This is a genomic window from Glycomyces endophyticus (assembly GCF_039531525.1).
Classification (GTDB): Bacteria; Actinomycetota; Actinomycetes; order Mycobacteriales; family Micromonosporaceae; genus Glycomyces; species Glycomyces endophyticus.
Map to the genome: position 1 here is coordinate 25055 of NZ_BAAAQF010000011.1, position 24727 is coordinate 49781.

22 protein-coding genes are annotated in these 24727 nt (G+C 71.4%); 12 read left to right on the forward strand and 10 right to left on the reverse strand.

Annotated elements, in window-relative coordinates; translation table 11 throughout:
- Positions 1 to 657 precede the first annotated feature (657 nt).
- The 8 genes from ABD419_RS15900 (at position 658) to ccsB (ending at position 8386) form a co-directional block, all read left to right on the forward strand.
- Positions 658 to 2295: an adenylate/guanylate cyclase domain-containing protein gene (locus ABD419_RS15900; protein WP_344488089.1), complete on the forward strand. Its 1638-nt coding sequence runs from the start codon at positions 658 to 660 to the stop codon at positions 2293 to 2295.
- A complete protein-coding gene (gene hemL, locus ABD419_RS15905; protein ID WP_344488091.1) occupies positions 2292 to 3596 on the forward strand; it encodes a glutamate-1-semialdehyde 2,1-aminomutase in 1305 nt (434 codons plus the stop codon). The genes ABD419_RS15900 and hemL overlap by 4 nt, the downstream gene beginning before the upstream one ends.
- Positions 3593 to 4246, forward strand: a complete 654-nt coding sequence (locus tag ABD419_RS15910) for a histidine phosphatase family protein (protein ID WP_344488093.1) — start codon at positions 3593 to 3595, stop codon at positions 4244 to 4246. The genes hemL and ABD419_RS15910 overlap by 4 nt, the downstream gene beginning before the upstream one ends.
- Before the next feature lie 23 nt (positions 4247 to 4269).
- The gene (locus ABD419_RS15915; protein ID WP_344488094.1) at positions 4270 to 4839 is read left to right on the forward strand and encodes a TlpA family protein disulfide reductase; all 570 of its coding nucleotides are present in this window, start codon (positions 4270 to 4272) and stop codon (positions 4837 to 4839) included.
- A gap of 64 nt (positions 4840 to 4903) precedes the next feature.
- The gene (locus tag ABD419_RS15920; RefSeq protein ID WP_344488096.1) at positions 4904 to 5068 is read left to right on the forward strand and encodes a hypothetical protein; all 165 of its coding nucleotides are present in this window, start codon (positions 4904 to 4906) and stop codon (positions 5066 to 5068) included.
- Entirely contained in the window at positions 5065 to 5817 is a 753-nt protein-coding gene (locus ABD419_RS15925) for a cytochrome c biogenesis CcdA family protein (protein ID WP_344488098.1), read from the forward strand. Before ABD419_RS15920 ends, ABD419_RS15925 begins: the two co-directional genes overlap by 4 nt.
- Positions 5814 to 7397: a cytochrome c biogenesis protein ResB gene (gene resB, locus ABD419_RS15930; protein WP_344488100.1), complete on the forward strand. Its 1584-nt coding sequence runs from the start codon at positions 5814 to 5816 to the stop codon at positions 7395 to 7397. The genes ABD419_RS15925 and resB overlap by 4 nt, the downstream gene beginning before the upstream one ends.
- Positions 7394 to 8386 (forward strand): c-type cytochrome biogenesis protein CcsB, encoded by a 993-nt coding sequence (ccsB, locus tag ABD419_RS15935; RefSeq protein ID WP_344488102.1) that lies wholly within the window; start codon positions 7394 to 7396, stop codon positions 8384 to 8386. Before resB ends, ccsB begins: the two co-directional genes overlap by 4 nt.
- A gap of 147 nt (positions 8387 to 8533) precedes the next feature.
- Here the strand turns inward: ccsB and ABD419_RS15940 are convergent, their stop codons facing one another.
- The 5 genes from ABD419_RS15940 to ABD419_RS15960 form a co-directional block, all read right to left on the reverse strand.
- Positions 8534 to 10156 carry a hypothetical protein gene (locus tag ABD419_RS15940; protein WP_344488103.1) on the reverse strand — a complete coding sequence of 541 codons (1623 nt, stop codon included), beginning with the start codon at positions 10154 to 10156 and terminating at the stop codon, positions 8534 to 8536.
- A 2-nt stretch (positions 10157 to 10158) separates the two neighbouring features.
- Positions 10159 to 10866, reverse strand: a complete 708-nt coding sequence (locus ABD419_RS15945; RefSeq protein WP_344488105.1) for a hypothetical protein — start codon at positions 10864 to 10866, stop codon at positions 10159 to 10161.
- Between the two features lie 11 nt (positions 10867 to 10877).
- A complete protein-coding gene (locus ABD419_RS15950; RefSeq protein ID WP_344488107.1) occupies positions 10878 to 11207 on the reverse strand; it encodes a hypothetical protein in 330 nt (109 codons plus the stop codon).
- A 195-nt stretch (positions 11208 to 11402) separates the two neighbouring features.
- Positions 11403 to 12467: an MHYT domain-containing protein gene (locus tag ABD419_RS15955; protein WP_344488109.1), complete on the reverse strand. Its 1065-nt coding sequence runs from the start codon at positions 12465 to 12467 to the stop codon at positions 11403 to 11405.
- 78 nt (positions 12468 to 12545) lie between these two features.
- Positions 12546 to 13349: an MHYT domain-containing protein gene (locus ABD419_RS15960; protein ID WP_344488111.1), complete on the reverse strand. Its 804-nt coding sequence runs from the start codon at positions 13347 to 13349 to the stop codon at positions 12546 to 12548.
- 636 nt (positions 13350 to 13985) lie between these two features.
- Between ABD419_RS15960 and ABD419_RS15965 the strand changes: the two genes are divergently transcribed.
- The 4 genes from ABD419_RS15965 to ABD419_RS15980 all read left to right on the forward strand — a co-directional run bounded on the left by ABD419_RS15965 (position 13986) and on the right by ABD419_RS15980 (position 18752).
- Positions 13986 to 17120 (forward strand): sensor histidine kinase, encoded by a 3135-nt coding sequence (locus ABD419_RS15965; protein WP_344488113.1) that lies wholly within the window; start codon positions 13986 to 13988, stop codon positions 17118 to 17120.
- 45 nt (positions 17121 to 17165) lie between these two features.
- Entirely contained in the window at positions 17166 to 17564 is a 399-nt protein-coding gene (locus tag ABD419_RS15970) for a roadblock/LC7 domain-containing protein (RefSeq protein ID WP_030161947.1), read from the forward strand.
- Between the two features lie 216 nt (positions 17565 to 17780).
- Entirely contained in the window at positions 17781 to 18158 is a 378-nt protein-coding gene (locus tag ABD419_RS15975) for a DUF742 domain-containing protein (protein WP_344488264.1), read from the forward strand.
- A 6-nt stretch (positions 18159 to 18164) separates the two neighbouring features.
- Positions 18165 to 18752 carry a GTP-binding protein gene (locus ABD419_RS15980; RefSeq protein ID WP_344488115.1) on the forward strand — a complete coding sequence of 196 codons (588 nt, stop codon included), beginning with the start codon at positions 18165 to 18167 and terminating at the stop codon, positions 18750 to 18752.
- Positions 18753 to 19130: 378 nt separating this feature from the next.
- Here ABD419_RS15980 and ABD419_RS15985 read toward each other — a convergent pair whose 3' ends face one another.
- The 5 genes from ABD419_RS15985 to ABD419_RS16005 all read right to left on the reverse strand — a co-directional run bounded on the left by ABD419_RS15985 (position 19131) and on the right by ABD419_RS16005 (position 24698).
- A complete protein-coding gene (locus ABD419_RS15985) occupies positions 19131 to 20666 on the reverse strand; it encodes an HNH endonuclease signature motif containing protein (protein ID WP_344488117.1) in 1536 nt (511 codons plus the stop codon).
- Complete coding sequence (locus ABD419_RS15990; protein ID WP_344488119.1) at positions 20663 to 21145, reverse strand: hypothetical protein; 483 nt, start codon at positions 21143 to 21145, stop codon at positions 20663 to 20665. The genes ABD419_RS15985 and ABD419_RS15990 overlap by 4 nt, the downstream gene beginning before the upstream one ends.
- Before the next feature lie 423 nt (positions 21146 to 21568).
- On the reverse strand, positions 21569 to 21994 hold the full coding sequence (locus ABD419_RS15995) for a roadblock/LC7 domain-containing protein (protein WP_091048495.1): 426 nt from the start codon (positions 21992 to 21994) through the stop codon (positions 21569 to 21571).
- Positions 21991 to 23538 (reverse strand): hypothetical protein, encoded by a 1548-nt coding sequence (locus tag ABD419_RS16000; protein ID WP_344488124.1) that lies wholly within the window; start codon positions 23536 to 23538, stop codon positions 21991 to 21993. Before ABD419_RS16000 ends, ABD419_RS15995 begins: the two co-directional genes overlap by 4 nt.
- Positions 23539 to 23849: 311 nt before the next feature.
- A complete protein-coding gene (locus tag ABD419_RS16005; protein ID WP_344488125.1) occupies positions 23850 to 24698 on the reverse strand; it encodes a DNA primase in 849 nt (282 codons plus the stop codon).
- Positions 24699 to 24727 lie beyond the last annotated feature (29 nt).

Consider the following 24727-nt stretch of genomic DNA (forward strand, 5'->3'; position numbering starts at 1 on the left):
CTAGTTTCGTTCCCGCGGGCAACGCCTGACGGGGAACAATTCTGTCGGCAGCCCGCTACCAGCGGGCGCTCGGATCGTTCCCTATAGCGGATCGGTGGTTGCCACGAGCAAACCCGCGTCGAGAAGGGCTCACGTCCGCGGAAGGGCAGGAGACACGGCCATGCGGAGTGCCAGTTCCCATCACGGCAGGTAACCGACTGAGATGGGGGTGACACTGTGAGGCCGCTGGGCAATTGTGCCCGCGCACCAGCGCGCCACAGCCCGGCATACGGGGGCTGAACGAAAGTTGACCGACACGTGGATACGACAACGGCATCGCACGCCGCACTCACCTCTCTTGAGCCGCTCGCGAATGAGACATCGGAATATCGGTATGCGTCCTTTATGGCCGGACCCCCGGGAGGTCCCGGCGGCGACGGCGCCCCTGGGACCTTTATGGCCGGACCCCCGGGAGGTCCCGGCGGCGACGGCGCCCCTGGGACCTTTATGGCCGGACCCCCGGGAGGTCCCGGCGGCGACGGCGCGCCTGGGACCTTTATGGCTGGACATCAGGGAGGCCTCGGCGGCGACGGCGCCACTAGGCCGTTTGCGGCCGGCCCTCAGGGAGGCCCCGGCGGCGCCGCCGGAGCGCGGCGGGAGCCGCTGCCCGCCGGAGACGTGACGTTCCTGTTCACCGACATCGAGGGCTCGACGCGCCTGGCCTCCGGGCTCGGCGCCGAGCGCTACCGGGTCGTCCTGCACCGCCACCGGGCCCTGGTCCGCGAGGTCCTGCGGGACGCCGGCGGCGTCGAGGTCGACACCGAGGGCGACTCGTTCTTCGTGGCCTTCCACGACGCGGCCGCGGCCTGCGCCGCCGCGGTCGGCATACAGGCCGCCCTCCACGGCTCGGACTGGCCCGAACAGGACGGCGCCCCGCTGCGCCCACCCGTCCGCATGGGACTGCACACCGGCGAGGCCTGGCCCTCCGCGGGCGGGTACGCCACCCCGGAGGTGCACCGGACCGCCCGGATCTGCTCCGCCGCGCACGGCGACCAGATCCTGGCGTCCGCCGACTTCGCCGCCGCCGCGGGGCTGCCGCCGGACGCGATGCGCCGCCTGGGCGACTTCGAACTGCGCGGGCTGCCCGGCGCCACCGAACTGGTCCAGATCACCGCGCCCGGACTGCCCTGGGACTTCCCGCCGCCGCGGGTCCGCCCGCGCCGCCACAACCTCCCGCACGCGCTGAAGCCCCCGGTGGAGCGGCCCGAGGACGCGCGCGAACTGGACCGGGCCTTCGCCGTCGGCCGCATGGTCGCCCTCAGCGGACTCCCCGGCTGCGGCAAGACCACGTTCGCGAAGGCCTGGGCCCGCAAGCGCCTGTCCTGCTACGAGCACGGCGTCTGGTACTCCGACGCCGGACCCGACCTCGGCCGGGCCCTGCTCGACGCCCTGGACCTGCGCTCGGAGCCGCTGCGCGCCCCGATCGACACCGTCATCGAGCACTTCCGCGACCGCCGCGCCCTCCTCGTCGTCGACGGCACCGACCAGCTCGGCGCCGAACGCCGCAACGACCTGCTCGTGCTCCTGGAGTCCTGCCCCGACCTGCACCTCCTCGCGGTCGGCCGTCGGCCCCTGGACCTGCCCGGGGCCGTCAAGCGCGCCCTCGACCCGCCCGCCGAAAGCGTCGGCGCCGCCATGCTCGCCGGGTTCTGCGCCGACCGGGGCGCGCCGTGGACCGCCGCCGACTGCCGCGGCCTCGCCGCCGCCGTCGAGAACTTCCCGCCCGCGCTCCTCGCGCTCGCCGACCTCGTCGCGCTCGCGTCGCCCCAGGCCGCCCTGCGGCGCCTGCGCGACGACCCGGTCGCCGTCCTCGACGCGGGCGGGCGCTTCCGGGAGGCCATCGACGCGGCCGTCGCCGCGATCTCCGGCCCCGCCCGCGCGGTCCTGCTCGAACTCGCCGCCCGCGAGCACGGCGCCAGCGTCGACGAGGTCCTCGACCTGTGCCGCCAGCGCGACGGCAGCCTCGAAGCACTCGTCGAGCTCGTCGACGCCGCGCTCGTGGTCATCGAGCGGCCCGCGATGGACCAGGCCGTGTACCGGGTCCCCGCGCCGCTGCGCTGGCTCCTCGCCGGCCCCGACCCGGAGACCGCGCCCGCGCCGATCGCCGCCCGGTTCGCCGACCGGCTGGTCCGCCCGGTCGCCTTCGAGCCGCCGCGGCTGCGCGCGGTCGCCTTACGCGGACGCGGCGCCGGGCTGCACGCCCGCCGCCGCCGCTCCCGCGCGCCCCGCGTCGCGTGTGCGATGCTGAGGCCGTGACTGACAGGCAACCGGAGCGCTCCGACCGCTCCCGCTCGAAGGCCGCCGCCGAACGGGCGGCCCGTGTCATCCCCGGCGGCGTGAACTCGCCGGTCCGGGCCTTCCGCGGCGTCGGCGGGACGCCCGTGTTCATCGCGGAGGCCTCCGGCGCCCGCATGACCGACGTCGACGGCAACACGTACATCGACCTCGTCGGCTCCTGGGGGCCGCTCATCCTCGGGCACGCCCACCCCGCGGTCGTCGACGCCCTCGCGCAGGCCGCCGCCCGCGGCACCTCGTACGGGGCGCCCACCACCGCCGAGATCGAGCTCGCCGAGCTCATCGTCGAGCGCACCCCCTGCGAGATGGTCCGCCTCGTGTCCTCGGGCACCGAGGCCACCATGAGCGCGGTCCGCCTCGCCCGCGCCGCGACCGGCCGCGACAAGGTGATCAAGTTCGCCGGCTGCTACCACGGCCACGCCGACTACTTCCTCGCCGAGGCCGGCTCCGGCGTCGCGACCCTCGGCCACCCCGACTCGCCCGGCGTCCCCGCCGCCGCCGCGGCCGACACGATCGTCGTGCCCTACAACGACATCAACGCCGTCGAGGCCGCGTTCGCCGCGCACCCCGGGCGGATCGGCGCGGTCATCACCGAGGCCGTCCCCGGGAACATGGGCGCGATCGAGCCGCTCGACGGGTTCAACGAGAAGCTGTACGCCGTCGCGCACGCCCGCGGCGCGCTCCTCATCTCCGACGAGGTCATGACCGGCTTCCGCGTCGCCCCCGGCGGCCTCGCCGCGCCCGCCGACCTGTACACGTACGGGAAGGTCATGGGCGGCGGCCTGCCCGCCGCCGCGTTCGGCGGCCGCGCCGACCTCATGTCGCGGATCAGCCCCGCCGGCCCCGTCTACCAGGCCGGGACGCTCTCGGGGAACCCGCTCGCGGTCGCCGCCGGGCTCGCCACCCTGCGGCTGTGCGACGACGCGGTCTACCGGACGCTCGACGACACGGCCGCCGAGCTCCAGCGGATGGCCGGCGCCGCCCTCGCCAAGGCCGGCGTCCCCCACTACGTGTCCGCGCCCTCGAACCTGTTCTCGGTGTTCTTCTCCGAAGGGCCCGTCACCGACTTCGCCGAGGCGAAGGCCCAGGACTCGGCCGCGCACGGCGCGTTCTTCCACGCCATGCTCGACCAGGGCGTCTACCTGCCGCCGAGCGCGTTCGAATGCTGGTTCACCTCCGCCGCGATCGACGAGGAAGCCCTGTCACACATCGAACAGGCGCTGGAACCGGCCGCCGAAGCCGCGGCTAAGGTGCGCTCATGAGCGGCTCCAAGACCATCGTCCACCTGCTGCGCCACGGCGAGGTCCACAACCCGGACGGCATCCTCTACGGGCGCCTCCCCGGCTACGGCCTGTCCGAGCTCGGCAGGGAGATGGCACTCGCCGCCGCCGAGCGCCTCGCCAAGCGCGACGTCGTGCACGTCGGCTCCTCCCCGCTGCAGCGCGCCCAGGAGACCGCCGAGCCCGTCGCCGCCTCGCACCGCCTCCACGCCGCCACCTACGACGGCATCGTCGAGGCCGGGAACTCCTTCGAGGGCCTCAAGGTCGGCGTCGGCGACGGCGCCCTCCGCGAACCCCGCTACTGGTGGCGCCTGCGCGACCCCTTCCGCCCCTCCTGGGGCGAGGCCTACCTCGACATCGCGCGCCGCATGATGGACGCCCTCGACAAGGCCCGCGCCGCCGCCGACGGCGCCGAAGCGGTCCTCGTCTCCCACCAGCTGCCCATCTGGACGGTCCGCCGCTTCGCCGAGCGCAAGCGCCTCTGGCACGACCCGCGCAACCGCCAGTGCTCCCTCGCGTCGATCACCAGCTTCGTCTACGAAGGCGAGTCGCTCGCCCGCATCGAGTACTCCGAACCGGCCGCGCACCTCGTGCTCAAGTCGGCGACGGCCCGGCGGGCCAAGGGCGCCTGACCGTGGGGCTCCGGCGGAGGACCGTGCTGGCCGCGGCGCCCCTGCTCGCCCTCGCGGCGTGCAGCGACACCGGGCAGGACAGCAACCGCGTCAACGAGATCAACCGCGACCGGTACGTCTCCGGCGACGGCTCGAACTACCGGTGGGAGGACCCCGCCGACCGCTTCGACGCCCCCCGCCTCACCGGCGACGACCTCCACGGGAACCCGATCGACACCGACGACTGGGCCGGCAGCGTCCTCGTCGTCAACTTCTGGGGCGCCTGGTGCCCGCCCTGCGTCGCCGAGGCCCCCTACCTCGTCGAGGCCGCCGCCGCCTTCGAAGGGCAGCCCGTCCAGTTCGTGGGCGTCGACATCCGCGACAACCTCGACGCCGCCAAGCAGTTCGAGGAGCGCTGGGGTGTCCCGTACCCGTCCATCAGCGACGAGGCCGGCCGCATCGCCGACCAGTTCATCGACTTCGGGCTCTCCCCGACCAACATCCCCGCGACGATCGTCGTCGACGCCGAGCACCGCGTCTTCTCCATCTGGCGCGACCGGTTCTACGACACCGAGACGATCGTCGCCGACGTGACGAAAGCCCTGGAGACCTGATGCGCGACCGGTTCTACGACACCGAGACGATCGTCGCCGACGTGACCAAAGCCCTGGAGACCTGATGCGCACGCCGTCCGACCCCACCATCCGCAAGGCCGCCAAGGGCGCCGTCATGGCCGGCACCGCCGCGCTCACCGCCGTGGCCGTCGGCGCGCTCGTCAAGCGCCGCCTCGACAACCCCTCCCGCAAGCAGCTCGAGCCCCGCGCCCGCGAGGAGGCCGAGTGAACCCCGCCGAGACCGCCGCCTCCGGCCCGCTCCTCCTCGCCTTCGGCGTCGCCGCCCTCGCCGGACTCGTCTCCTTCGCGTCCCCCTGCACCCTCCCCCTCATGCCCGGGTACGTCTCCTACGTCACCGGCATGAGCGGCACCGAACTCGACCGCGACGCCCGCGCCGACCGCCGCACCGGACGCGTCCTCACCGGCGCCCTCCTCTTCGTCGCCGGCTTCACCGCCGTCTACACCGTCGTCGTCTTCGCGCTCCAGAGCGCCGGACGCGCCCTCCTCCAGAACACCGGCGCCCTCGAGACCGCCGCCGGCGTCGTCATGATCGCCATGGGCCTCATGTTCATCGGCCTCATCCCCACCCGCGGCGGCTACGCCCCCAAATGGCGCCCCGCCGTCGGCCTCGCCGGCGCCCCCCTCTTCGGCGCCGTCTTCGCCCTCTCCTGGATCCCCTGCTCCTCACCGGTCCTCGCCGCCATCACCAGCCTCGCCGTCATCCAGGACGGCACCGCCCGCGGCATCGGTCTCATGATCGCCTACTGCGCCGGACTCGGCCTGCCCTTCGTGCTCTTCGCCGTCGGCATGCACCGCCTCGCCCGCGCCCTCGACTTCCTCAAACGCCACGGCCGCGCCATCGCCGTCGCCGGCGGCGCCATGCTCATCGCCGTCGGCCTCATGCTCGCCACCGGCGCCTGGGGCGAGTTCACCAACTGGCTGCGCGCCACCGCCGGCACCGGAACGAGCATCCTGTGACCGCCACGACCACGACACCGCGCAAACCCAAGGCCGCCAAGCGCCTCCGCACCTTCTGGCGCCGCTGGTGGCACCAGCTCACCGCCATGCGCACCGCGCTCATCCTCCTCCTCGCGCTCGCCCTCGCCGCCATCCCCGGCTCGACGTTCCCCCAGCGGTCCATCAGCACCGTCGACGTCGCCGGCTACTTCGACGAGCACCCCGACCTCGCCCCCTGGCTCGACCGCCTGTGGGCCTTCGACGTCTACACCTCGCCGTGGTTCTCCGCGATCTACCTGCTCCTCATGATCAGCCTCGTCGGCTGCATCGTCCCGCGCCTCGGCGTCCACTGGAAGGCCCTCCGCGCCGAGGTCCCCGACGCCCCCGCCCGCATGTCGATCCTCCCGTACCACCGCGTCCTCGACGGCCCCGCCAACCAGGGCCGCGCCCGCGCCGTCCTCAAGCAGAAGCGCTGGCGCACCGCCGTCCGCGAGCACGACGACGGCACCGTCGTCATCGCCGCCGAGAAGGGCTACCTGCGCGAGAGCGGGAACCTCGTCTTCCACACCAGCGTCATCTTCATCCTCGTCGGCGTCGCCGCCGGCAGCCTCATGAGCTGGTACGGCAACCGCATCCTCTCCGAGGACAAGTCCTACTGCAACAACCTCCAGCAGTACGACGAGTACGGTCTCGGCGCCTGGGTCGACGAGACCGAGCTCCCGCGGTTCTGCCTCACCCTCGACGCCTTCGACGCCGAGTTCACCGACGGCGGGCCCACCGCGTACGACGCCGACATCGCCTACGACATCGACGGCGACACCGGCGACTACGACCTCCAGGTCAACCACCCGCTGAACATCGACGGCACCAACGTCTTCCTCATCGGCCACGGCTACACCGCCGTCGTCACCTACACCGACCGCTACGGGCAGACCCAGACCCTCCACCAGGAGTTCCTGGCCATGGACGCCGCCCTGAACTCCGAGGGCGCCTTCAAGTTCCCCGACGCGAACGTCGACCCCGCCACCGGCGCCGTCGACGAGAACGCCGAAGTCGGCTTCGACGCCATCCTCGTCCCCACCTTCGACGACTCCACCGCGATGCTCCTCGGCACCGAGCCCGAACTGAACAACCCGGTCCTCGCCCTCACCGCGTACACCGGCGACCTCGGCCTCGGCGACGGCGACCCCGAGTCCGTGTACGCCGTCAACGAGGAGCAGATCGCCTCCGGCGCACTGGAGCAGGTCAACGACGAGGTCGAGGTCATCGGCGTTGGCGACAGCTTCACCCTCCCCGACGGCAGCAGCCTCGCCTTCGACGGCGTCGAGCAGTACGCCGTCCTCCAGGTCCGCCACGACCCGGGCGGCCCCGTCGTCCTCGCCGGCGCGGTCCTCCTCCTGCTCGGCCTCCTGCCCGGGCTCGCCGTGCGCCGCAGGCGCTACTGGATCCGGTGGAACCCCGACGGCACCGTCGAGACCGCCGGCCTCAACCGCAACGACTTCGACGGCCTCGACGAGGAGTGCGACGAGCTCACCGCCGCCATCGCACCCGACTCCGCGCCGCCGGGAACCCACACCGACAAGTCCGGGAGCGACCAATGACCGGTGCCGAAGCCGCGAACGCTCTGTTCGTCGCCACGATCCTCGTCTACGCGGCGGCGATGTTCGCCTACGCCGTCGAATACGCCTTCGACAAGCGGGCGCCCAAGCGCGCCAAGGCCCTCGTCACCGCCGGCGGCACCGCCGACGACGACACCGGGGCAGAAGTCACCGGGACCGGCGCCGAAGCCCCCTCGCCCGCCGAGGCCCCCATCAGCCCCGCCGCCGCCCGCGGCGCCGGCCGGCTCGGCCTCGTCCTCACCTACCTCGGCACCGCCGCCCTCGCCGCCAGCATCGTCGTCCGCGTCGTCTACACCGGGCGCTGGCCGTGGGGCAACATGTTCGAGTACACGGTGGGCGTCGCCCTCGCGGGCATGGCGACCTGGCTGGTCCTCGTCACCCGCGGCGCCGTCCCCCGCCGCCTCGGCCTGTTCGCGACGTTCGCGGTCACGATGGTCCTCGGCACCTCGGTCCGCGTCTACACCGAGGCCGGGCCCCTGGTCCCGGCTCTGGACTCGTACTGGATCATCATCCACGTCACGGCCGCGATCGCCGCCTCCGGCATCCTCATGATCGGCTGCGTCTTCGCGATCCTGCACCTGCTCAAGCGCAGCCATGACCGCCGCGTCTCCGACGGCAAGCGGGTCCGCTTCCCGCTCAGCATCGCCGAGCGGCTCCCGGACGCGACCGCGCTGGAGCGCATGACGTTCAAGATCCACGTGTTCGCGTTCCCGCTGCTGACCTTCGGCATCATCGCCGGCTCGGTCTGGGCCCACCTCGCGTGGGGCCGCTACTGGGCGTGGGACCCCAAGGAGGTCTGGGCGTTCATCGCCTGGGTCGTTTACGCCGCCTACCTGCACGCCCGCGTCTCCGGCCGGTCCGCGAAGGCGAACGCGCCGTGGATCGCGATCCTCGGCTACGCGGTCATGCTCTTCAACCTCACCGCCGTCAACCTGGTCTTCTCCGGGCTCCACTCCTACGCCGGAGTCTGACGGACCCGCTGCCTCACCGCCGTCAACCTGGTCTTCTCCGGGCTCCACTCGTACGGTCCACTGCTACGCCGGAGTCTGACGACCCGCTGCACGCGGATCGGGCCCCTCGCACCTGCGTGCGAGGGGCCCGATCGCCGTCTCACGCGGTCACGCCAGCGGGTCGTCCTCGTCGTCGAAGCGCGCCAGGCCCCAGACGTCCTCGTCCTCGGTCAGCCAGGACTCCTTGCCCTCGCCGTCCTGGTCGCTCCCGCCGCCGGGCCGTCCACCGGCGCCGCCCATCATCCCGGCCCCGCCGACACCGGCGGTCTTGCCGAACAGCCCCTGGCCCTTCCCGAGCCCGGCGCCGCCCCTGGCCCCGCCGACCCCGCCGGCGCCTCGCCCGGCACCGGCCCCCGCACCGGCCGCGGGACCGAACAGCCCCATGCCGCCGCCGCCGCGGCCGCCGCCGTCGCCGCCGCGGATCTCGGGCGCGCCGCCGCCGGCACCGCCTCCGGGCAGCCCGCCGCCGCCGAGTCCGCCGCCCGCCAGACCACCGGACACCTCCTCGTCCCCGCCGGTCGTCGGCGTCCACGAGTTCCCGCCCGCACCGGTCGACCCGCCGCCGAACGGCGTCGTCGTCGCGGGCGGGGTCAGCCCGGCGGAACCGGAGCTCGACGGCATCCCGCTGAAGTCCCCGCCGCTCGGCGGCGAGTACCCGCCCCCGTCGAGGTCCTGGCCCGACTCGCGGAAGGTGGTGTCCTGCACGGTCTCGACGGTGGGGGAGAATTCGGACGCGGCGATCTCGGCGTCCTCCCAGCGGGCCAGGACGGTGTCGTTCTGCTCGGCCGCGCGGGCCTGGTAGTCCTGGGAGCCGGAGTCGTAGTCGCGCTTGGCCCGGGTGTCGCCGTCCTGGGTGGCGAGCTGCTCGGCCTGCGGCCGCAACTCCTCCTCCGTGGCGTCCGGGTACTCGCGCTTGAGCCGCGAGAGGTGGCGCTCGGTTTGGTCCGTGACGTACTGGCCCAGTTCGTTGGCGTAGTCGCCGTCGAACCCGCCCAGCTCCATCGCGCGGTTCGCCGAGTCGTCTTCGCCGTCCCACGAGCATCCGTCGGTGACCTCGCAGTCCCCCTCCTTGAAGGGGACCCGGTGGTGCACGGTCGGGTCGGAGAACAGGCCGCCCTCGTCCTCCACCCAGTACTGCGGTGCGGGGTAGGGGAGCTCGTACGACTCGCCGCCCTGCAGCGCGAAGATCTCCTCGGCCTTGTACTCCAGGAGCCCGATGAGCCCGGAGGTGTTGTCGCCGATGTCGGTCTGGATCTGCGCGCAGTTGGTGAAGACCGTCTCCATCTGCTCGGCGAAGGCGTCGAAGTCGCTGCCCTGCCAACCGTTCGACAGCTCGGTGAGCCGCTGGTCGAGGATCTTGGCGACGGCCTCGCTCTCATCGACGGCGAACAGCCGGTTGAACTCGGCCCAGTGGCGGGAGATCTCCCGGAGTGCGAGCTTGTCCTCGTTCTGCGGTCGGACCTGCGCGACCAGTCCCCGGACCTCTTCCGGTGTGGGAGCGGCGGTCCCGGCCGCGACGCAGGTGAACCGCTGCACCTGTCCGATCACGGGGATCGCAGAGACGAGCTTGATCCAGGCCTCTTCGAAGGTGGTGTCCGTGTTGGTGCAGCTCGAGTTCGAGCACGGTGTCCGGCTGCGGTAGACCGCGTCGGCGGAGGCGTCCTGGCCGTCGATCTCGTTCTGGCCGGTCACGCCCCCGTAGGCCTCACCGGCGAATTCGATGTCGCCCATGGTCACTGCACCTCCGCTATCTCGGCGTTCACGGTCTGCTCGACTTCCGGCGCATAGGTCCCCGCGAACCATTCCGCGAGCTCGCCGCTGGTGAAGGAGTACGCGGGCTCGCCGTCCTCCTCGCCGAAGTTCTGGTCGTAGTTCAGCTGGATGTGGAGGACCCACTGGCCGCTCTGGCCGATGGCCTCCAGGTAGTGGGCGCCGGCGCTGCCGGTCCACCCGTACAGGGCGCTCTGGTCCCAGTTCCCCGCGAGTTCGGACTCGGTGTAGCCCTCCTCCGCGGAGCCGGCGGCCTGGGCGCTGCCTGCGCGCGACTCGAAGGCCGTGGCGGCCGCGTCGGCGCTCTCGGTGGGCACGAGCTTGACCTTGAGTTCGCCACCGCCGCCGAGGTTGACGTAGTCGCCGGAGCTGGTGATGTTGAGCAGGCTGCCGCAGCCGATGGCGTCCGGGTCGAAGGTGTTGCCGAGTTCGGACGGACCCGGTTCGCCCCCTTCGGCATTGGTGCCGCCCCAGCCTTCGATGCCCATCTCGTCGGTGATCGGCTGGAGGTTGCCGAGCACCTCGCACACGTTCCACGTGGACATCTCGGTGTAGACCGGGTCCGATGCGGCGTCGTCCGCCCCGGCGTCGGCGCTGTCGGCGGCGTTGCAAGCGGACAGCAGGAGTCCGGCCGCGGCCGCGGCGGTGCAGGTCTTGGCGATTCGGTTCATGGTGAGGGGTCCTAGCTCTCGATGTCGGCGCCGGGCGCGCTGAGGATGTTGACGTTCAGCTCCTCGGACTCCAAGTGGAGGCCGAGGGCGTCGTTGAGCGTCACGATCGCACCGTACAAGTCCTGCCGGAGCTTCTGGAGGTTGTTCCACACCTCTTCATGCGCGCGTCCGTAGTCGGCCCTCGCCTGCTGCGAGGACTCGAGCAGCCCGAATCCGGGCTCGTAGCCGAGGTCGTTGCCGGGCTGCAGCGCCTCGGTCAACGTCGTCACGTGGTTGAGCCGGTTCACCAGCTCGTCGCGGAAGGCTTCCAGGTATGCGGGATCGAGGATCCGTTGGGCCACGACGGGACCTCCGGGGTAAATCGGGATTTTTGACTCGGAACATCATGGTATCGGTTCGTCACCATGCGTGCGGTACACCGGAAGTCGGCCGCGCCGTGTCGACGTTGTGTAGCGGCCCATATATATAAGGTATGCGGGAACGGCCCCCGTCCGTGTCGGACGGGGGCCGTTTCGGCTGCTTGCCGGGTGCGAGGGTCAGTGGCCCCGCGTGTTCCGCGTGACGTCGTACCGCTCGGCGGTGGCGTCGAGGTCCGCCTGCTGGAAGGAGTGCTGGGTGCGGGGGTGGTCGGGGACGATGCGGGGGAGGTCGTCCTGGCCCTGGGGGGCCGGGACGGGTGCCGGGCGCTGGTCCGGGACGTAGCCGGTGCCGCGCTCGGAGCGGTTGCGGACGCGGCCGGGGGCGCGGGCGGCGCGCTGCTGCTGGGGCCGCATGCGGTCCACGGGGATCGCGCCGGTCGCGGTCGGGAGGACCTCTTCGTCCTCGACGTGGATGCCGAGCTGCTCGCGGCGGCTCACGGTCTTCGGCGTGGTTCCCATGAGCGCGAACAGGAGCACGATGATGCCGAGCGTGGCGACGCCGAGGATCGGGAGGATGAGCATGATCGGGTCGATGCCCTCGACGGTGTCGCGGCCCCGGTTGTAGAGGGTGACGCGGACGCCGGCCATGCCCGTGTAGTGCATGCCGCACACCGCGATCGCCATGACGACGCCCGCGGCGGTGTGCCACTTCCAGCCGTCGAGGAACATGCCGCAGAAGAGCGCGGCGGTCGCGGCGACGACGGCGATCGCCACGGAGGCGACGAAGTAGGTGCGGTCGTGGCTGATGTGGCCGGAGACGTTGATGGCGGCCATGCCCGAGTAGTGCATGACGACCACGCCGAGGCCGGTGAGCGGGCCCGCGATGAGGATCTTGCCGACGGTGCCGCGGCTGCCGGTGCCGGCGACCAGGAGGCCGAAGAACACCGAGCCGACGGAGGCGACCAGGGACAGGAAGGTGGTGAGCGGGTCGTACGCGATGTCGGAGTCGAGCACCTTGAACCCGATCATCGCGGTGAAGTGCATCATCCAGATCGCGGTGGCGCCCAGCGAGAACGAGGCGAGGGCGATCCACCGGACGCGCTTCCGGGCCGACTTGACCGTGCCGTCCTGCCGGCGGGCCTGGGTCATGCACATCAGCGCCAGGATCGAGCCCGCGAAGGCGAATCCGAACGACATGATGGGGTTGATCCACCCGTAAGTGAAATGACTCACATGTTCCATCAGTGGTCTTCCTCCTCAGGCAGGTGCCCGTATCCGGAATGTGGCGCGGTCGATCTGCGCGATTCGAAACTTATACGACTACTGTCCGGCGGCATCCGCAAGACGGACAGTTGCACTAGGACGGTCATTTCGGTCGAGTCGGTCCAGGTTCGGCGACGCGAGCACGCCGAAGACCATGCCGACGATGGCGATGAGCGCCAGGATCAGGATGGGCAGCAGCAGGATCAGCGGGTTGATGCCCGAGACGTCGGCGTTCGCGACGCCTTCGATGCGCACCGCCGACATGCCCGTGTAGTGCATGCCGACGACCGCGACGCTCATGACGCCCGACGCCAGGGCCATCGAGCCCCGCCGGTCGACCACCGCCGTGAAGCGCAGGGCCACCGTCGAGGCGACGACCGCGACGGCGGCGGAGGCCGCGACGAGGGCCGGGTCGTAGACGACCCGGCCGCCCGTCGCGACCGCCGCCATGCCGGTGTAGTGCATCCCGACCACACCCGCGCCGCAGAGCAGTCCGCCGAGGAGCAGGCGCGGCCAGCCAGCGCGCTTGCCCCCCGACACGAACAGCCCCGTTCCCACCGCGAGCACCGCGAGCCCGAACGACAGGGCGGTGAGCGCGGGGTCGTACGCGATGTCCGCACCGGTGACGGTGAAGCCGATCATCGCGATGAAGTGCATCATCCAGATGCCGATCCCGCCGATGGCCAAGGCGGCCATGAGGATCCAGCGGAGGCGACCGCCGCCGGTGGCGGCGGCGCGGGCGTAGCGGGACGCCGTCAGGCCGAGGAAGGACCCGGCCGCGGCGAAGGCGAGGCCCATCGCGGGGTTGAGCCAGCCGTACGTGAAGTGGTGGTGCTCGAGGGTGACCGCTAGCGGGTCCATGGGGCTTCCTCCTGCCGGGCGTCGTAGGACAACCGTGCCCGAGCGGGGGGCGCCGACCGTCGCACAGGATGTGCGAGTTGTCCCGGACGCGGCCGCCGTATCGCGGGATCTGTCCGGAACGCGCGCCCGTCCGGAGGCGCCCGCGGAACGGACCAAGACCGCGAATCGGGCACTACCCAACGTGCGCGACCTGCGCCGTTCGGTGGCGGTGCGTTTCGTCTGAGGAGGTGACGGCCGTTTGGATCGAGGCTCATCGGCCGAGTAGTCGGACTTCTCAGCCGGACGGCCGAATACCAAGTAGGCGTGTGTCCGAAAGATCAGCGTTTCTTGAGATTCGCCCTGTAACACGGTGCGATACGGGGCCGCTTTCAGTACTCCGGTACGCCCCTGGATTTCAACGCCGTCTTTCGTCATGATGGAATCTGCTGGGCTTCACATGCCGCCCCCGCCGCCCCCGGCGGCAGGACGGCAGCCGGCGCGCGCCGTCGGCCCGAGACCGAGCCCGGCCCGGCACGGGCCCGTCGGTCTGACACAGAGGACCACCCCAGGAGGCTAGACAAGGTGAGCAAGCGCAGCTCGAACCGTGCGGGTTCAGCGGCTCGACGAGGACCGCTCGGCCTGCCCCGCATCGCCGACATGCGAATCCGGTCCAAGCTGGGACTGATCCTCCTCGTGCCCCTCGTCGTCCTGGTCGCCGTCGCAGGCCTGCGCCTGTACGACCTGGCCGACCGGGTGTTCGAGTCGGCCGACATGGTGGACCTGGTGGACTTCAACGCCGTCACGGCGGAACTCCGCTACGACCTCCAGGTCGAGCGGTCCCTCCTCGTCACCAACCTGCGGCTCGGCGAGGACCACGTCGAAGGCATCGACGAGGCCGACTACGACGAGTCCGCCGTGGCCGCCCAGCAGGCCGCCACCGACGAGGCCCTCGACCAGTTCAACACCAAGGCCGAGGCCCTGCCCGACGTCTCGGACGACATCTCGAACCGCATCGACGCCGTGCAGACGAACTACGAGAGCCTGCTCCAGATCCGCCAGGCCGCCGCCGACAACCCCGACGGCGTCTCCATCGACGCGACCTCCCGCGTCTACCAGCGGCTCGTCGACGAGCTCGTGACGATCACCGACATCTCCTCGCGCATCGTCAACGACCCCGAGATCGCCCGGAACCTCCAGGCCATCGCCGCCGCCACCACCGTCCTCGAGACGCTGGAGGAGGAGCGCGCGATCGCGATCAACGTCGGCAACGAGAAGCGGTTCATCAACAACACGCGCTGGCAGAACTTCATCGGCTACGCGAAGCTCCGCGAGAACGCCGCCGACGAGTTCAAGACCGTGGCCGACCGCGACGAGCAGCTCGCGTTCTTCTTCAGCCCCGGCGGCCTGAACACCGCCGAGGCCGAGGCGGCCCTGACGTTCGAGAACCAGGCCGTCAACTCCGGCACCACGCAGCCGCTGCAGGTCAACGCGGCCGTCATCGACTCGTACAACGCGATCCTCCAGAACGGCCTGGAGTACGTCAACAGCGAGTCCGAGGAAGTCCTCGACGACGCGACCGCCGACCTGAACCGGCAGATCTTCCAGCTCCTGCTCGAAGCCGTGCTCATCCTCGCGGCGTTCGTCATCGCGACCGTGATCGCCCTGCTCATCGCCCGCAACATGGCGACCGGGCTGCGGCGCCTGCGCGAGGGCGCGCTGGACGTGGCGCACGTGTCCCTGCCCCAGGCGGTGGCCCAGATGCGCGACGCGGAGAGCATCGGCAACCGGACCCCGGACGAGGTCGCCGCCGACACCGGCGCGGTCATCGACATCGACCAGCGCGACGAGATCGGCAACGTGGCGCACTCGTTCAACATCGTCCACACCGAGGCCATCCGCATCGCGGCCGAGCAGGCCGCCCTGCGCGCCAACGTCTCGCAGATGTTCATCAACCTGGCCCGCCGCTCCCAGAACCTGGTCGACCGGCTCATCGGCCACCTCGACCACCTGGAGCGCGGCGAGGAGAACCCGGACCGCCTGGCCGAGCTGTTCCAGCTCGACCACCTCGCGACCCGCATGCGCCGCAACGACGAGAACCTCCTGGTGCTCGCCGGCGCGGACTCCACCCGCCAGGAGCGCTACCCGGCCCCGATCGGCGACATCCTGCAGGCCGCCCAGTCCGAGGTCGAGCAGTACACCCGCATCGACTTCGGCAGCCTGGAGGCCGAGCGGGAGATCCGCCCGGCCGCCGTCAACGACCTCGTGCACCTCATCGCCGAGCTCATGGACAACGCGACCGCGTTCTCCCCGCCGGAGTCCCCGGTGCTGGTCGAGGCCGAGCAGATGCGCACGGCCGGCAGCCCGAACGGCGCCATCCGGGTCCGCATCAACGACGTCGGCATCGGCATGCCGCCGGCGCAGATCGAGGACATCAACCGGCAGCTGTCGGAGTCCGCTGACGCCATCGACCTCGCGTCCTCGCGCATGATGGGCCTGGTCGTGGTCGCGCGCCTCGCGAAGCGCCACGAGGTCCACGTCGAACTGCGCCCGGGCGAGCAGCGCGGCACCGTCGCCGAGGTGATCCTGGGCGACGCGGTCCTGACCGAGCCGAAGCTCCCCGAGCGCGGCCTGCGCAGCGGCATCCCGCTGGAGGGGGCCAACGGCACCCGCGGCGAGCTGCTGTCCGGCATGGAGGCCACCGGCGCGCTGCCGCGGGTCCCCGAGAGCCCGGCCGGCCTGTTCGACACCGCGGCGCCCCAGGCCCCGCACTCCCCGCCGCCGCCGCAGCCCACGCCGCCCGCGTGGCAGCCGAGCGCGCCGCAGATGCCGTCGCGCCCGAACGTGCCGCCGGTCGTCGAGCCGGTCACCGGCGAGTACTCGGTGCACCGCCCGCAGCAGACGCAGGCCTTCCCGCAGGCGCAGCCGTTCCCGCAGCAGCGCCCCGCCGAGGAGGAGCCGGGCTTCATGTTCCGGCCGGGCGGCCTCGCCGACGAGCGCAAGGCCAACGGCAAGGTCATGGAGGTGACCGGGGAGATCGTCTCCTCCGAGCACGTCGCCCTGCCGAAGATCCAGCTGGAGGCGTGGACCCCGGAGCCCGAGGCGGCCCCGCCGTCCTGGCCCGACGTCGCCGCGGCCCCGTCCGGCACGGAGGCGCCGCGCGCCGCCCGCCGCGACCGGGTGTCGGCCGTCGACGCCACCACCGAGCTCCCGATCTTCCGCGAGGTGGAGTCCGCCTGGTTCAAGGCGGTCACCCCCGCGCCGAAGAAGGTCGAGGACGAGGCGGCCAAGGTCGAGGACTCGCCCGAGTCCTCCTTCCGGGCGGCCCCGCCCGCACCTGCAGAGGTGGCGGAGGCTACGCCGCCGCGCTACGCTGACCAGTCAGGTGCGGCCGAGTCCCCCGCCCCGTCTTGGGACGCGGCGCCGACCTCCCCTCCGCAGCCCACGGAAGGCCCGACCATGCAGAGCACCCCCGCCGCCGACGAGTCGCCGGCCGCCTCGGGTCTCGAACGACGCCGCCTGACCTCCCCTGAGTCCGACACCGGGTCCTACGCGTGGCGCACCGCCGCCGACGACGGGTGGTCCCGTGTCGACGACGCCTTCGCCGAGACCATCGAGGAGACGACCACGGTCGGCCTCCCGAAGCGCCGCCCCATGGAACGCCTCGTTCCCGGCGCGGTGGAGGAATCTCAGGAGACCGTCAGCGCGCAGAAGCGCAACCCCGAGGGCATTCGGGGCCTGCTGTCGGCCTATCACCGTGGGGTGCAGCGAGGACGTGGCAATGACGGCAACTGAGTCGCTGATCCGCAACACGGCAGACGCTACTAAGGAGCGCAAACGATGAGCACTGGTGGAACCTCGGTCCAGGACCTGGGCTGGCTGCTGGCCGGCTTCGCCGAACGCGTGCCCGGCGTGGCCCACGCCGTCGCGGTCAGCGCCGACGGTCTGCTGCTGGCGTCCTCCCGGGACCTGCCTAGGGACCGCGCCGACCAGCTGTCGGCGGTGACCTCGGGTCTGGTGAGCCTGACCCAGGGCGCGTCCCGCTGCTTCGAGGGCGGCGCCGTCCTCCAGACGGTGGTCGAGATGGACCGTGGATTCCTGTTCCTGATGTCCATCAGCGACGGCTCGTCGTTCGCGGTGCTGGCGTCGAAGAACTGCGACGTGGGCCAGGTCGGCTACGAGATGGCCCTCCTGGTCGACCGGGTCGGCCAGGCCCTGACGCCTTCGGCCCGAAGCTGATCCGGGCCGCTTCCGGTGCGCGCTTGGCGCAACGGGTTGCGGCACGGTAGGCTCCATTCGAGCGGAACGCAGCACGAGTGGGACGAACTGAACAAGAACCCCTCCGTCGCATCCCCAGGCGACGGGCCGGTGCCTCCCCGGGCACGCGGTACATGGATAACTGACAAGACTGCGGCACAAGGATTGTGGGATCAAGTGCCGTGGTTGGAGGTAACAATGGTCCTCGGTGGTGATGAGCCTACTGGCTCACTCGTCAGACCGTACGCGGTCACGCGCGGCCGCACGCGGCCCCAATTGGAGATCGCCCTCGAAGCGCTGGTGGAGACCACCGCGCGCGGCAGGTCCGGGCAGTTCCTCGGCGGCAGGGAGCAGAAGGTGATCGTCGACCTGTGCGGCGGCCGCCTGCAGTCCCTGGCCGAGATCGCCGCACGCATGGAGGTGCCGCTCGGCGTCGCCCGCGTGCTGGTCGCCGACATGGCGGCCGACGGTTTGTTGGCAGTGCACGAACCCACCGGTTTCGACGCGGACGGCGTGGACGGATCGGTCGGAACCGAGCTCCTTGAGCGCGTTCTCAGTGGACTCAGGAGGCTATAGACCCTAATGAACTCACCCGCAGACACCTCTCGTGTGACCTCTGCCAAGATCGTCATCGCCGGTGGCTTCGGCGTCGGCAAGACGACCTTGGTCGGCTCGGTCTCCGAGATCACCCCGTTGACGACCGAGGCGATCATGACCTCCGCCTCTGAGGGCGTCGACGACAACAACCTGGTGCCCGACAAGGCCACGACCACGGTCGCGATGGACTTCGGCCGCATCACGATCGACCAGGACCTGATCCTGTACCTGTTCGGCACCCCGGGCCAGACCCGATTCTGGTTCATGTGGGACGAGCTGGTGCGCGGCGCGATCGGCGCCATCGTCCTGGTCGACACGCGCCGCCTCGCCGACTGCTTCTCGGTCATCGACTTCTTCGAGCACCGGAAGCTCCCGTACCTGGTGGCCGTGAACTGCTTCGACGGCAAGCAGCTCCACGAGATCCAGGACATCCGCGACGCGCTCCAGATCTCGCAGGACGTGCCCGTGACGTACACGGACGCGCGGAACCGCGAGTCCACCAAGCAGGTCCTCATCAAGCTCGTCGAGTACGTGCTGTCGATGCGGCGCACCCGCACCGTCGGCGTCCACTAGTTGCCCACAGACGGACGCACGACGACAACCGAGACCCGCGCCCGTGCGCGGTGACCGTCTAGGCTGACCCGAACCACCTGGACCATAGCGAAGGCCCGAGGCGAACGCCTCGGGCCTTTTGCTGTGCAGGGCGGATTCCCGGGTAGGGCCGGTCCTGTGTATCCGGACCCGGATCCGGATCCGAGTTCACGGGCTTCTGCGCTGTGCGGGTGCTGGTTCCGAGGCGACGAGGGCGGGTGGGTCTAGGGGCGGCGCTCTCGGCTTTCCGCGCTGCGTGAGTGCAGGTCTTGAGGCAGCGAAGGCGGGTGGGTCTCAGGGGGCGTTCTCGGCCTTCTGCACTGCGCGGTTGCGGGTCCTGAGGCAGCGAAGGCCGGCGCACTAGGGGCGGCGTCTTCGGCTTTCCGCGCTGCGTGAGTGCAGGTCTTGAGGCAGCGAAGGCGGGTGCGTCTCGGGGCGGCGTATCAGGTTCTCGCCTCGCTCCGGTGCAGGTGCTGCGGCGACGAAGACGGGGTAATTCCGGGCGGGACATTCGGCCTTCTGCGCTGTGCGGGTGCAGGTCTTGAGGCGGCGAGGATGAGGTGGGTGGTGAAGCGGGCTGGTACGCCGGGCCTGGGCGTGGTGGAGGGCCGGACCTGATGGGGCCCGAGCTGGGAGGCATTGCATGTGCGGGCCTTCCCTTCCCCCGCCCCGGCCGGTCCGGAGCGGGCGGCCTAAGAAGGGCGGGTCGCCGAGGTCCTCGGGATCGACCGGTCGCGCCGTCGATTCGGCAGGGCCGGGCGCTTCAGGTGGTGCCGCCTTCCCCGAGGCCTCGGGTGCTGTGGTCTCGCCTTGCGCCTTCGGTGGTGCGAATCTGTCTCGGCATCTGGCTCTCGCCGCTCTGACCGCATCCAGGGCCCGCTGCCTCTCGGCCGCTTCGGCTCTGGCATCGAGGTCCGGCTTCAGCACCTCGGACCATTCGGATCGGTAGAGCCCGGTCGGGAACACATCCCAGTCGGAGCCCTGGTTCTCGGCGTCGAGGTCGGCATCGCTGCGCCAGTCCGCGCATCCGCACTGCCCGGCATCCTCGTCTGCGATCGGAAGGTGATCGTGGTGGGTGATCACCGCCCGGCCGGGGCCGGTCTTCTCGACGGTCCAGCCAGTAGTGTGGATGCGGCCGTGGTGGAAGCGGCACAGCAGGATCAGGTTGCCGGCGTTGGTCTCGCCGCCGTCCGCCCAGTGCACGATGTGGTGCGCCTCGGTCCAGGCCACCGGCCGCGAACAACCGCTCCAAGCGCACCCTTCGCGCTGTTCGAGTTCGAGCTTTCTGCGCAGTGCGACGCCCGGGAGTCGGGCGGCGTGGCCGAGTTCGAGGGCTTCGCCTGTGCCGTAGTCGAAGACCGAGGGGATGATGCCGGCCTCGCAGGCGAGGAGACGGGCCTTGGCGATGCTGATCGGCTGGCCCTCCAGCAGCGGCATGCGGTCGGGGGTGTCGCCTCGCTGCGGTTCGGCATTGTCCGCGCCGGTCTCGGGGCGGCCCTGCAAGGTCTCGATGTCCACGACCAGGTCGAGCGTGGCGGTGTGGCCGTGCCGCTTGGCCGCTTCGGAGGAGGAGCCGTACCCCGCGAGAAGCTGGTGCAGGGCTTCGGCGTGGCGGTTCGGTGCAGCGGGCAGGATCCCGTCGGCATCGGTCTGGTCCTGGCGGGGTGGGGGAGTCGCGGTCTTCAGGTACTTGTCCAGCAGCAGGCCGGTGTCCCAGGCGAGTTCTCCGGAGAGGGCCCACATGCCGGTGCCGGTCTCGGCCAGTTCGATCCACTGGAGGGACTGCTGACCGAGGGCGTCGAGGAGTTCGTCCTCCTCGGCGAGGTGGGCGGCGAGGGAGTCCAGGTGGCGCTGGAGGTCTTTGAAGGGTGCGTGGGCGCAGTACTGGGCGATCAAGTCTTCCGGTGTCGCGCAGAGAGTGTCGGGGTCGAAGGGGGGGCGACGGGCTCCCTGAACGGTGTCCGGGCGAACAGGCGCATCGCCGGGGTGCGGTCCAACTGCCGCACCGCGTAGGCGACCTGGTCGATCCTCGCCCGCCCCGACACCGCCGCCTCTGTCAGGGCCCGGAACTTCGAAGAGAGGCGCGCGATGGCAGCGATGTCCGAAGCGGTGCGATGGGTGAAGTCGAACTGGGAGAGCAGGAGGTCGCGCAAGGCGGAGTATCCGAACGCGGTGCGGTGGAGGTTCGCCTCCTTCATCGCGATGACTGCCGACAGCACCTGCGAATGCTGGGCGTTGATGAGATCGGCGGCGGACTCCAGAGTGGTCCTGATGGCCGTGGCTTGGTCGTGGACACCGCCGGTGCGGGAGGCGAGGCGTGCGGGAGTGGGGGAGGGGATCGGGGTGGTGATCCGGTGGGCGGTGGTGGTGTCCATGGGGGTGGCCTCCCTTCTCGCTGTTCTCGAATGTCTTGCTGTTTTCCGTGTTTCTGTTCGAAGGTTGTGACTCAATTGTGACTGATGGTGATGGGGGTGCCAACACTCTGAAGAGTGAACTTTGATGAGGATGATTCGCCCCGGTCCCGAGTCGAACTCCAAGGCCGCCAACGCAACCCGAGTTCCCTGCCGCCTCTTCGTCGCCGCCGCACTGACCTCGCCCCGTCGACACCCGCGAGTCGGCAACGGAAGCCGAGTCCCAATCCCATCCCCGTCGCTGCCGCTCTGACCCAGACGCCACCCACACCGCAAAGCCGCCAACGCAATTCACGCCACAACGCAAGCCCCCGTTCCAAGCGGCAACGCAAAGGCCCCGAGGCGCACACCCCGGGGCCGTGCACGCGTTTGCTTCGAAGACCCGCCTCAGACGACCTTCGGGATCGAGCCGGTGTTCGTCAGGGCCTCGTTCAGCAGCGGCCCTACCTGCATCGTGAACTGGCCCAGCTCGTACCCGAGCTGCTCGCGGTCGCACTGCGACACCGCCAGGAGCGTCAGGCAGATCTGCGGCCCGACCGGGGCGGCCAGGAGCACGCCCTCGGCCATCTCGACGATGACCTGCTGCGCGGGGCCGTGGTCCATGGAGCGGCCGGCGCCCTCGCCGATCGACAGGAGGCCGGACCCGATGCCCGCCAACTGGTCGGCGCGCTCCTTCGGGAGTCCGGCGGACACGGCGAGCGGCAGGCCGTCGACGCTCACCAGGACCGCGTGCGACAGTCCCGGGGTGCGCGCCACGAGCGAGCCGAGCAGCATGCTCAGCGAGCGCTCGTAGACGCCGAGGTTGGCGCTCATCGGGTCGCCATCCTCTCCGTCCGAGAGGCCATGCCGGGACGCCCGCCGCGGGCGCGGCCCCAGCCCCGGAAGTAACCGGCGGTGTTCTGCGCCAGCAGCTCCGGGTCCCGGTCGATCGGTTCGTCGAAGCGCGGGTGCTCGTCGGCGACGACCGCGCCGGGGACGAGGTTCGCCTGCGGCTTGCGCCGCGGCAGGCCGGCCGCCGTGGTCGGCGCCTCGGTCTGGGGGGACTCGGTGGCCGAGCGGGCGGAGCGCCAGCCGTCGTCGCCGGGAAGGTTCCACGACTCCGCTTCGGGCTCTTCGCTCTCGGGCCGCTTGAACCAGGCGCTCTTGGCCTGGCCGAAGATCAGGAGGCCGTCTTCGTCGGCGGCGAGGCTCGCCACGTCGACGATGCTGACGTCCTCTTTGGGCTGCCACGGGTGGCGGCGCGGCTCCTCGGTGTGGGGGAGCTCGGCCGGCTCGGCGCGGCGGCGCCGGATGGACCTGGTGTGCCCGCCCTCGCCGTCGACCGGCTGCTGCATCGACGGGGACGAGAACGAGTCCGAGACGATCTGCGTCGCTTCGAGGTCGGGCAGGACCGAGTGCAGCTGCGAGGCCGGGTCCAGGGCCCGCAGGCTCTGGCGGTCGGGCAGGTCGCCGGGGAGGCGGACCGTCCGGTGCGTGTCGGTGTCGTGCCCGCGGCCGCGGCGGCGGGCGGCCGCGGAGCGGTCCTCCTGCTGCGGGGGCTCGTGGTGCGGCTGCTGCGGGAGGTGGGGCGCCGCCTCGGGCTTGGGCCGCTTGGCCTGGAGCAGGCCGATGAGCCCCTCCAGCGAGCGGTCCCACGCGGAGACCGCGTCGGCCGTCGCGGAGACGGACGGGGCCACCGACGGGTCGTCCCCGCCGCCGATCTCCCGGATCGCCTCGGTGAGCGCGCCGGCCATCGCGGCGACCTGGCCGGGGTCGGCCACGGTCGCGAGGTCGGCGGCGAGCTCCTCGGTCGAGATGGACTGGAGGGCCCCGGGCTGGGGGAGGCGGGTGAGGATCGCGACGGCGTTGGCCTCGCTCGGGTCGTCCCAGGCGGCCAGCGCCGCGGGGAAGACCGCGCGCAGGAGGCACGTGAGGGCCTCTGCCGCGTCGTGGCGGGCCCTGGCGGCCGAGGCCACCGTGTCCAGGATCGGGCGCAGAGCGGCGACCTCAGGGCGCGCGGCGACCGGCGGCCCGGCGACCTCACCGGTGGCGAGGCCGCGCGCGATCGCGATCGCGTCGTCGAGGGCGTCCTTGGAGCGGGAGGCGGGTATGCCGGCGCGGACCACGAGCTGCCCGGCGGCGGCGGCGAACTCGGCGAGCTGGACGACGTCGCCGTCGACCGCGACCGAGACCGACTGGCCGGGGGCCGACCTCGCGAGGAGGCTGTTGAGGCGGACCCAGCCGCGCGGATCGTCGCCGAACGTGTCGGTGGCGATGAGGCTGCCGCCCGCGGCGACGAGGGCGACGGCGCACGCGGTGTCGCCGTGCCCGGCCCCGGACACCTGCTGGTCGGTGGTGATGCCGCAGAACACTTGCACCCGCGGAGCTCCTCTCGTAGGGCGCGCAGCCGGCGCTGTCCCCTGTCGCCGGGGCTGGAGCCCGGCCCGTTTTTACCAGTCCGTTATCAGTTTTCCGCAGAATACTCGGTTCTGCAAGCGGACGCCCAGTCCGGGTTCTCCTACGGAGCGAAGGTCATAGCACGCATACCCGTCAATTCGCTGGCGGTCCCGACCTGGCCGTTCTCTTGTGGAATAACGCAGCGGAGCCGCCGCGGAACAGACGCGGCGGCACCGGAATTCGGACTCGGCGGCCCATGCTCGATGGGCTGTTCGGTGGATTGACCGGAGTGCTAGCCCCGCCATTCCACGTGGTCGTTGATCTTCGCGATGACGCCGCGCCAGGCGATGGCGGCCTGCTGCGCGTCGTTGCGCTTCAGGCGCCGCTTCGCGAACTTCCCCTTGAGGCCGCCGTCGACGACGACGCGGAACGTCTCGTCGAGGTCGTCCAGGGGGGAGCCGGAGGCGAGGGCGGCGACGATCGAGTCGTTCTTGAGCGCGTACCCGAGGTCGCGGCCGACCTCGGCGGCCTTGATGAGCAGCTCGGGCTCCCAGCCCTCGTGGCCACCGCGGAGGTTCGCGACGACGAGGTCGAGCTCGTAGATGTCGTTCTCGTCACAGACGATGTCGTCCTCGGCCACGCGCTCCTGGAGGTCGGCGTACTCGTCGATCGCGGCGAGGTCGTGGTCGTCGTGCTCCCTGACGTACGCGACGAGGGCGGCCGGCTCGCGGAACACGAGCAGCTTCCCCTTGCGGGTCAGGAAGACCGGGACCTCCTCGGGCTCGGCGTCGAGGGCGTCCTCCTCTTCGTCCGCGGCCTCGGGCTCCTCGTCGGCGAAGTCGGCCGGGTCGGGCTCGGCGGCGTCCGGGTCTTCGGGAAGCACGGTCTCGGCGTCGTCGGCGATGTCGGGGCGCTCGTCGGCGTCGTCCGCGACCTCGTCCTCGGCCTCGTCGGGCGTGTCGGCGTCGTCGTCGCCGGCCTCGTCCGCCTTCGCGCCCGGCAGGGTGTCCGACATCCGGTAGGCGCGCAGGGTGTACCCCGAGTCCTTGCCCAGGTGGAGCTCGACCGGGTCGACCCCGGTCTCGTTCCAGAGCTTCTCGGTCCCGGCGTCGCGCTCCGGCGCGTCAGATTCGGCCGCCATGTCGCGTCCCTCCCGTAAGTCGTCTAGCT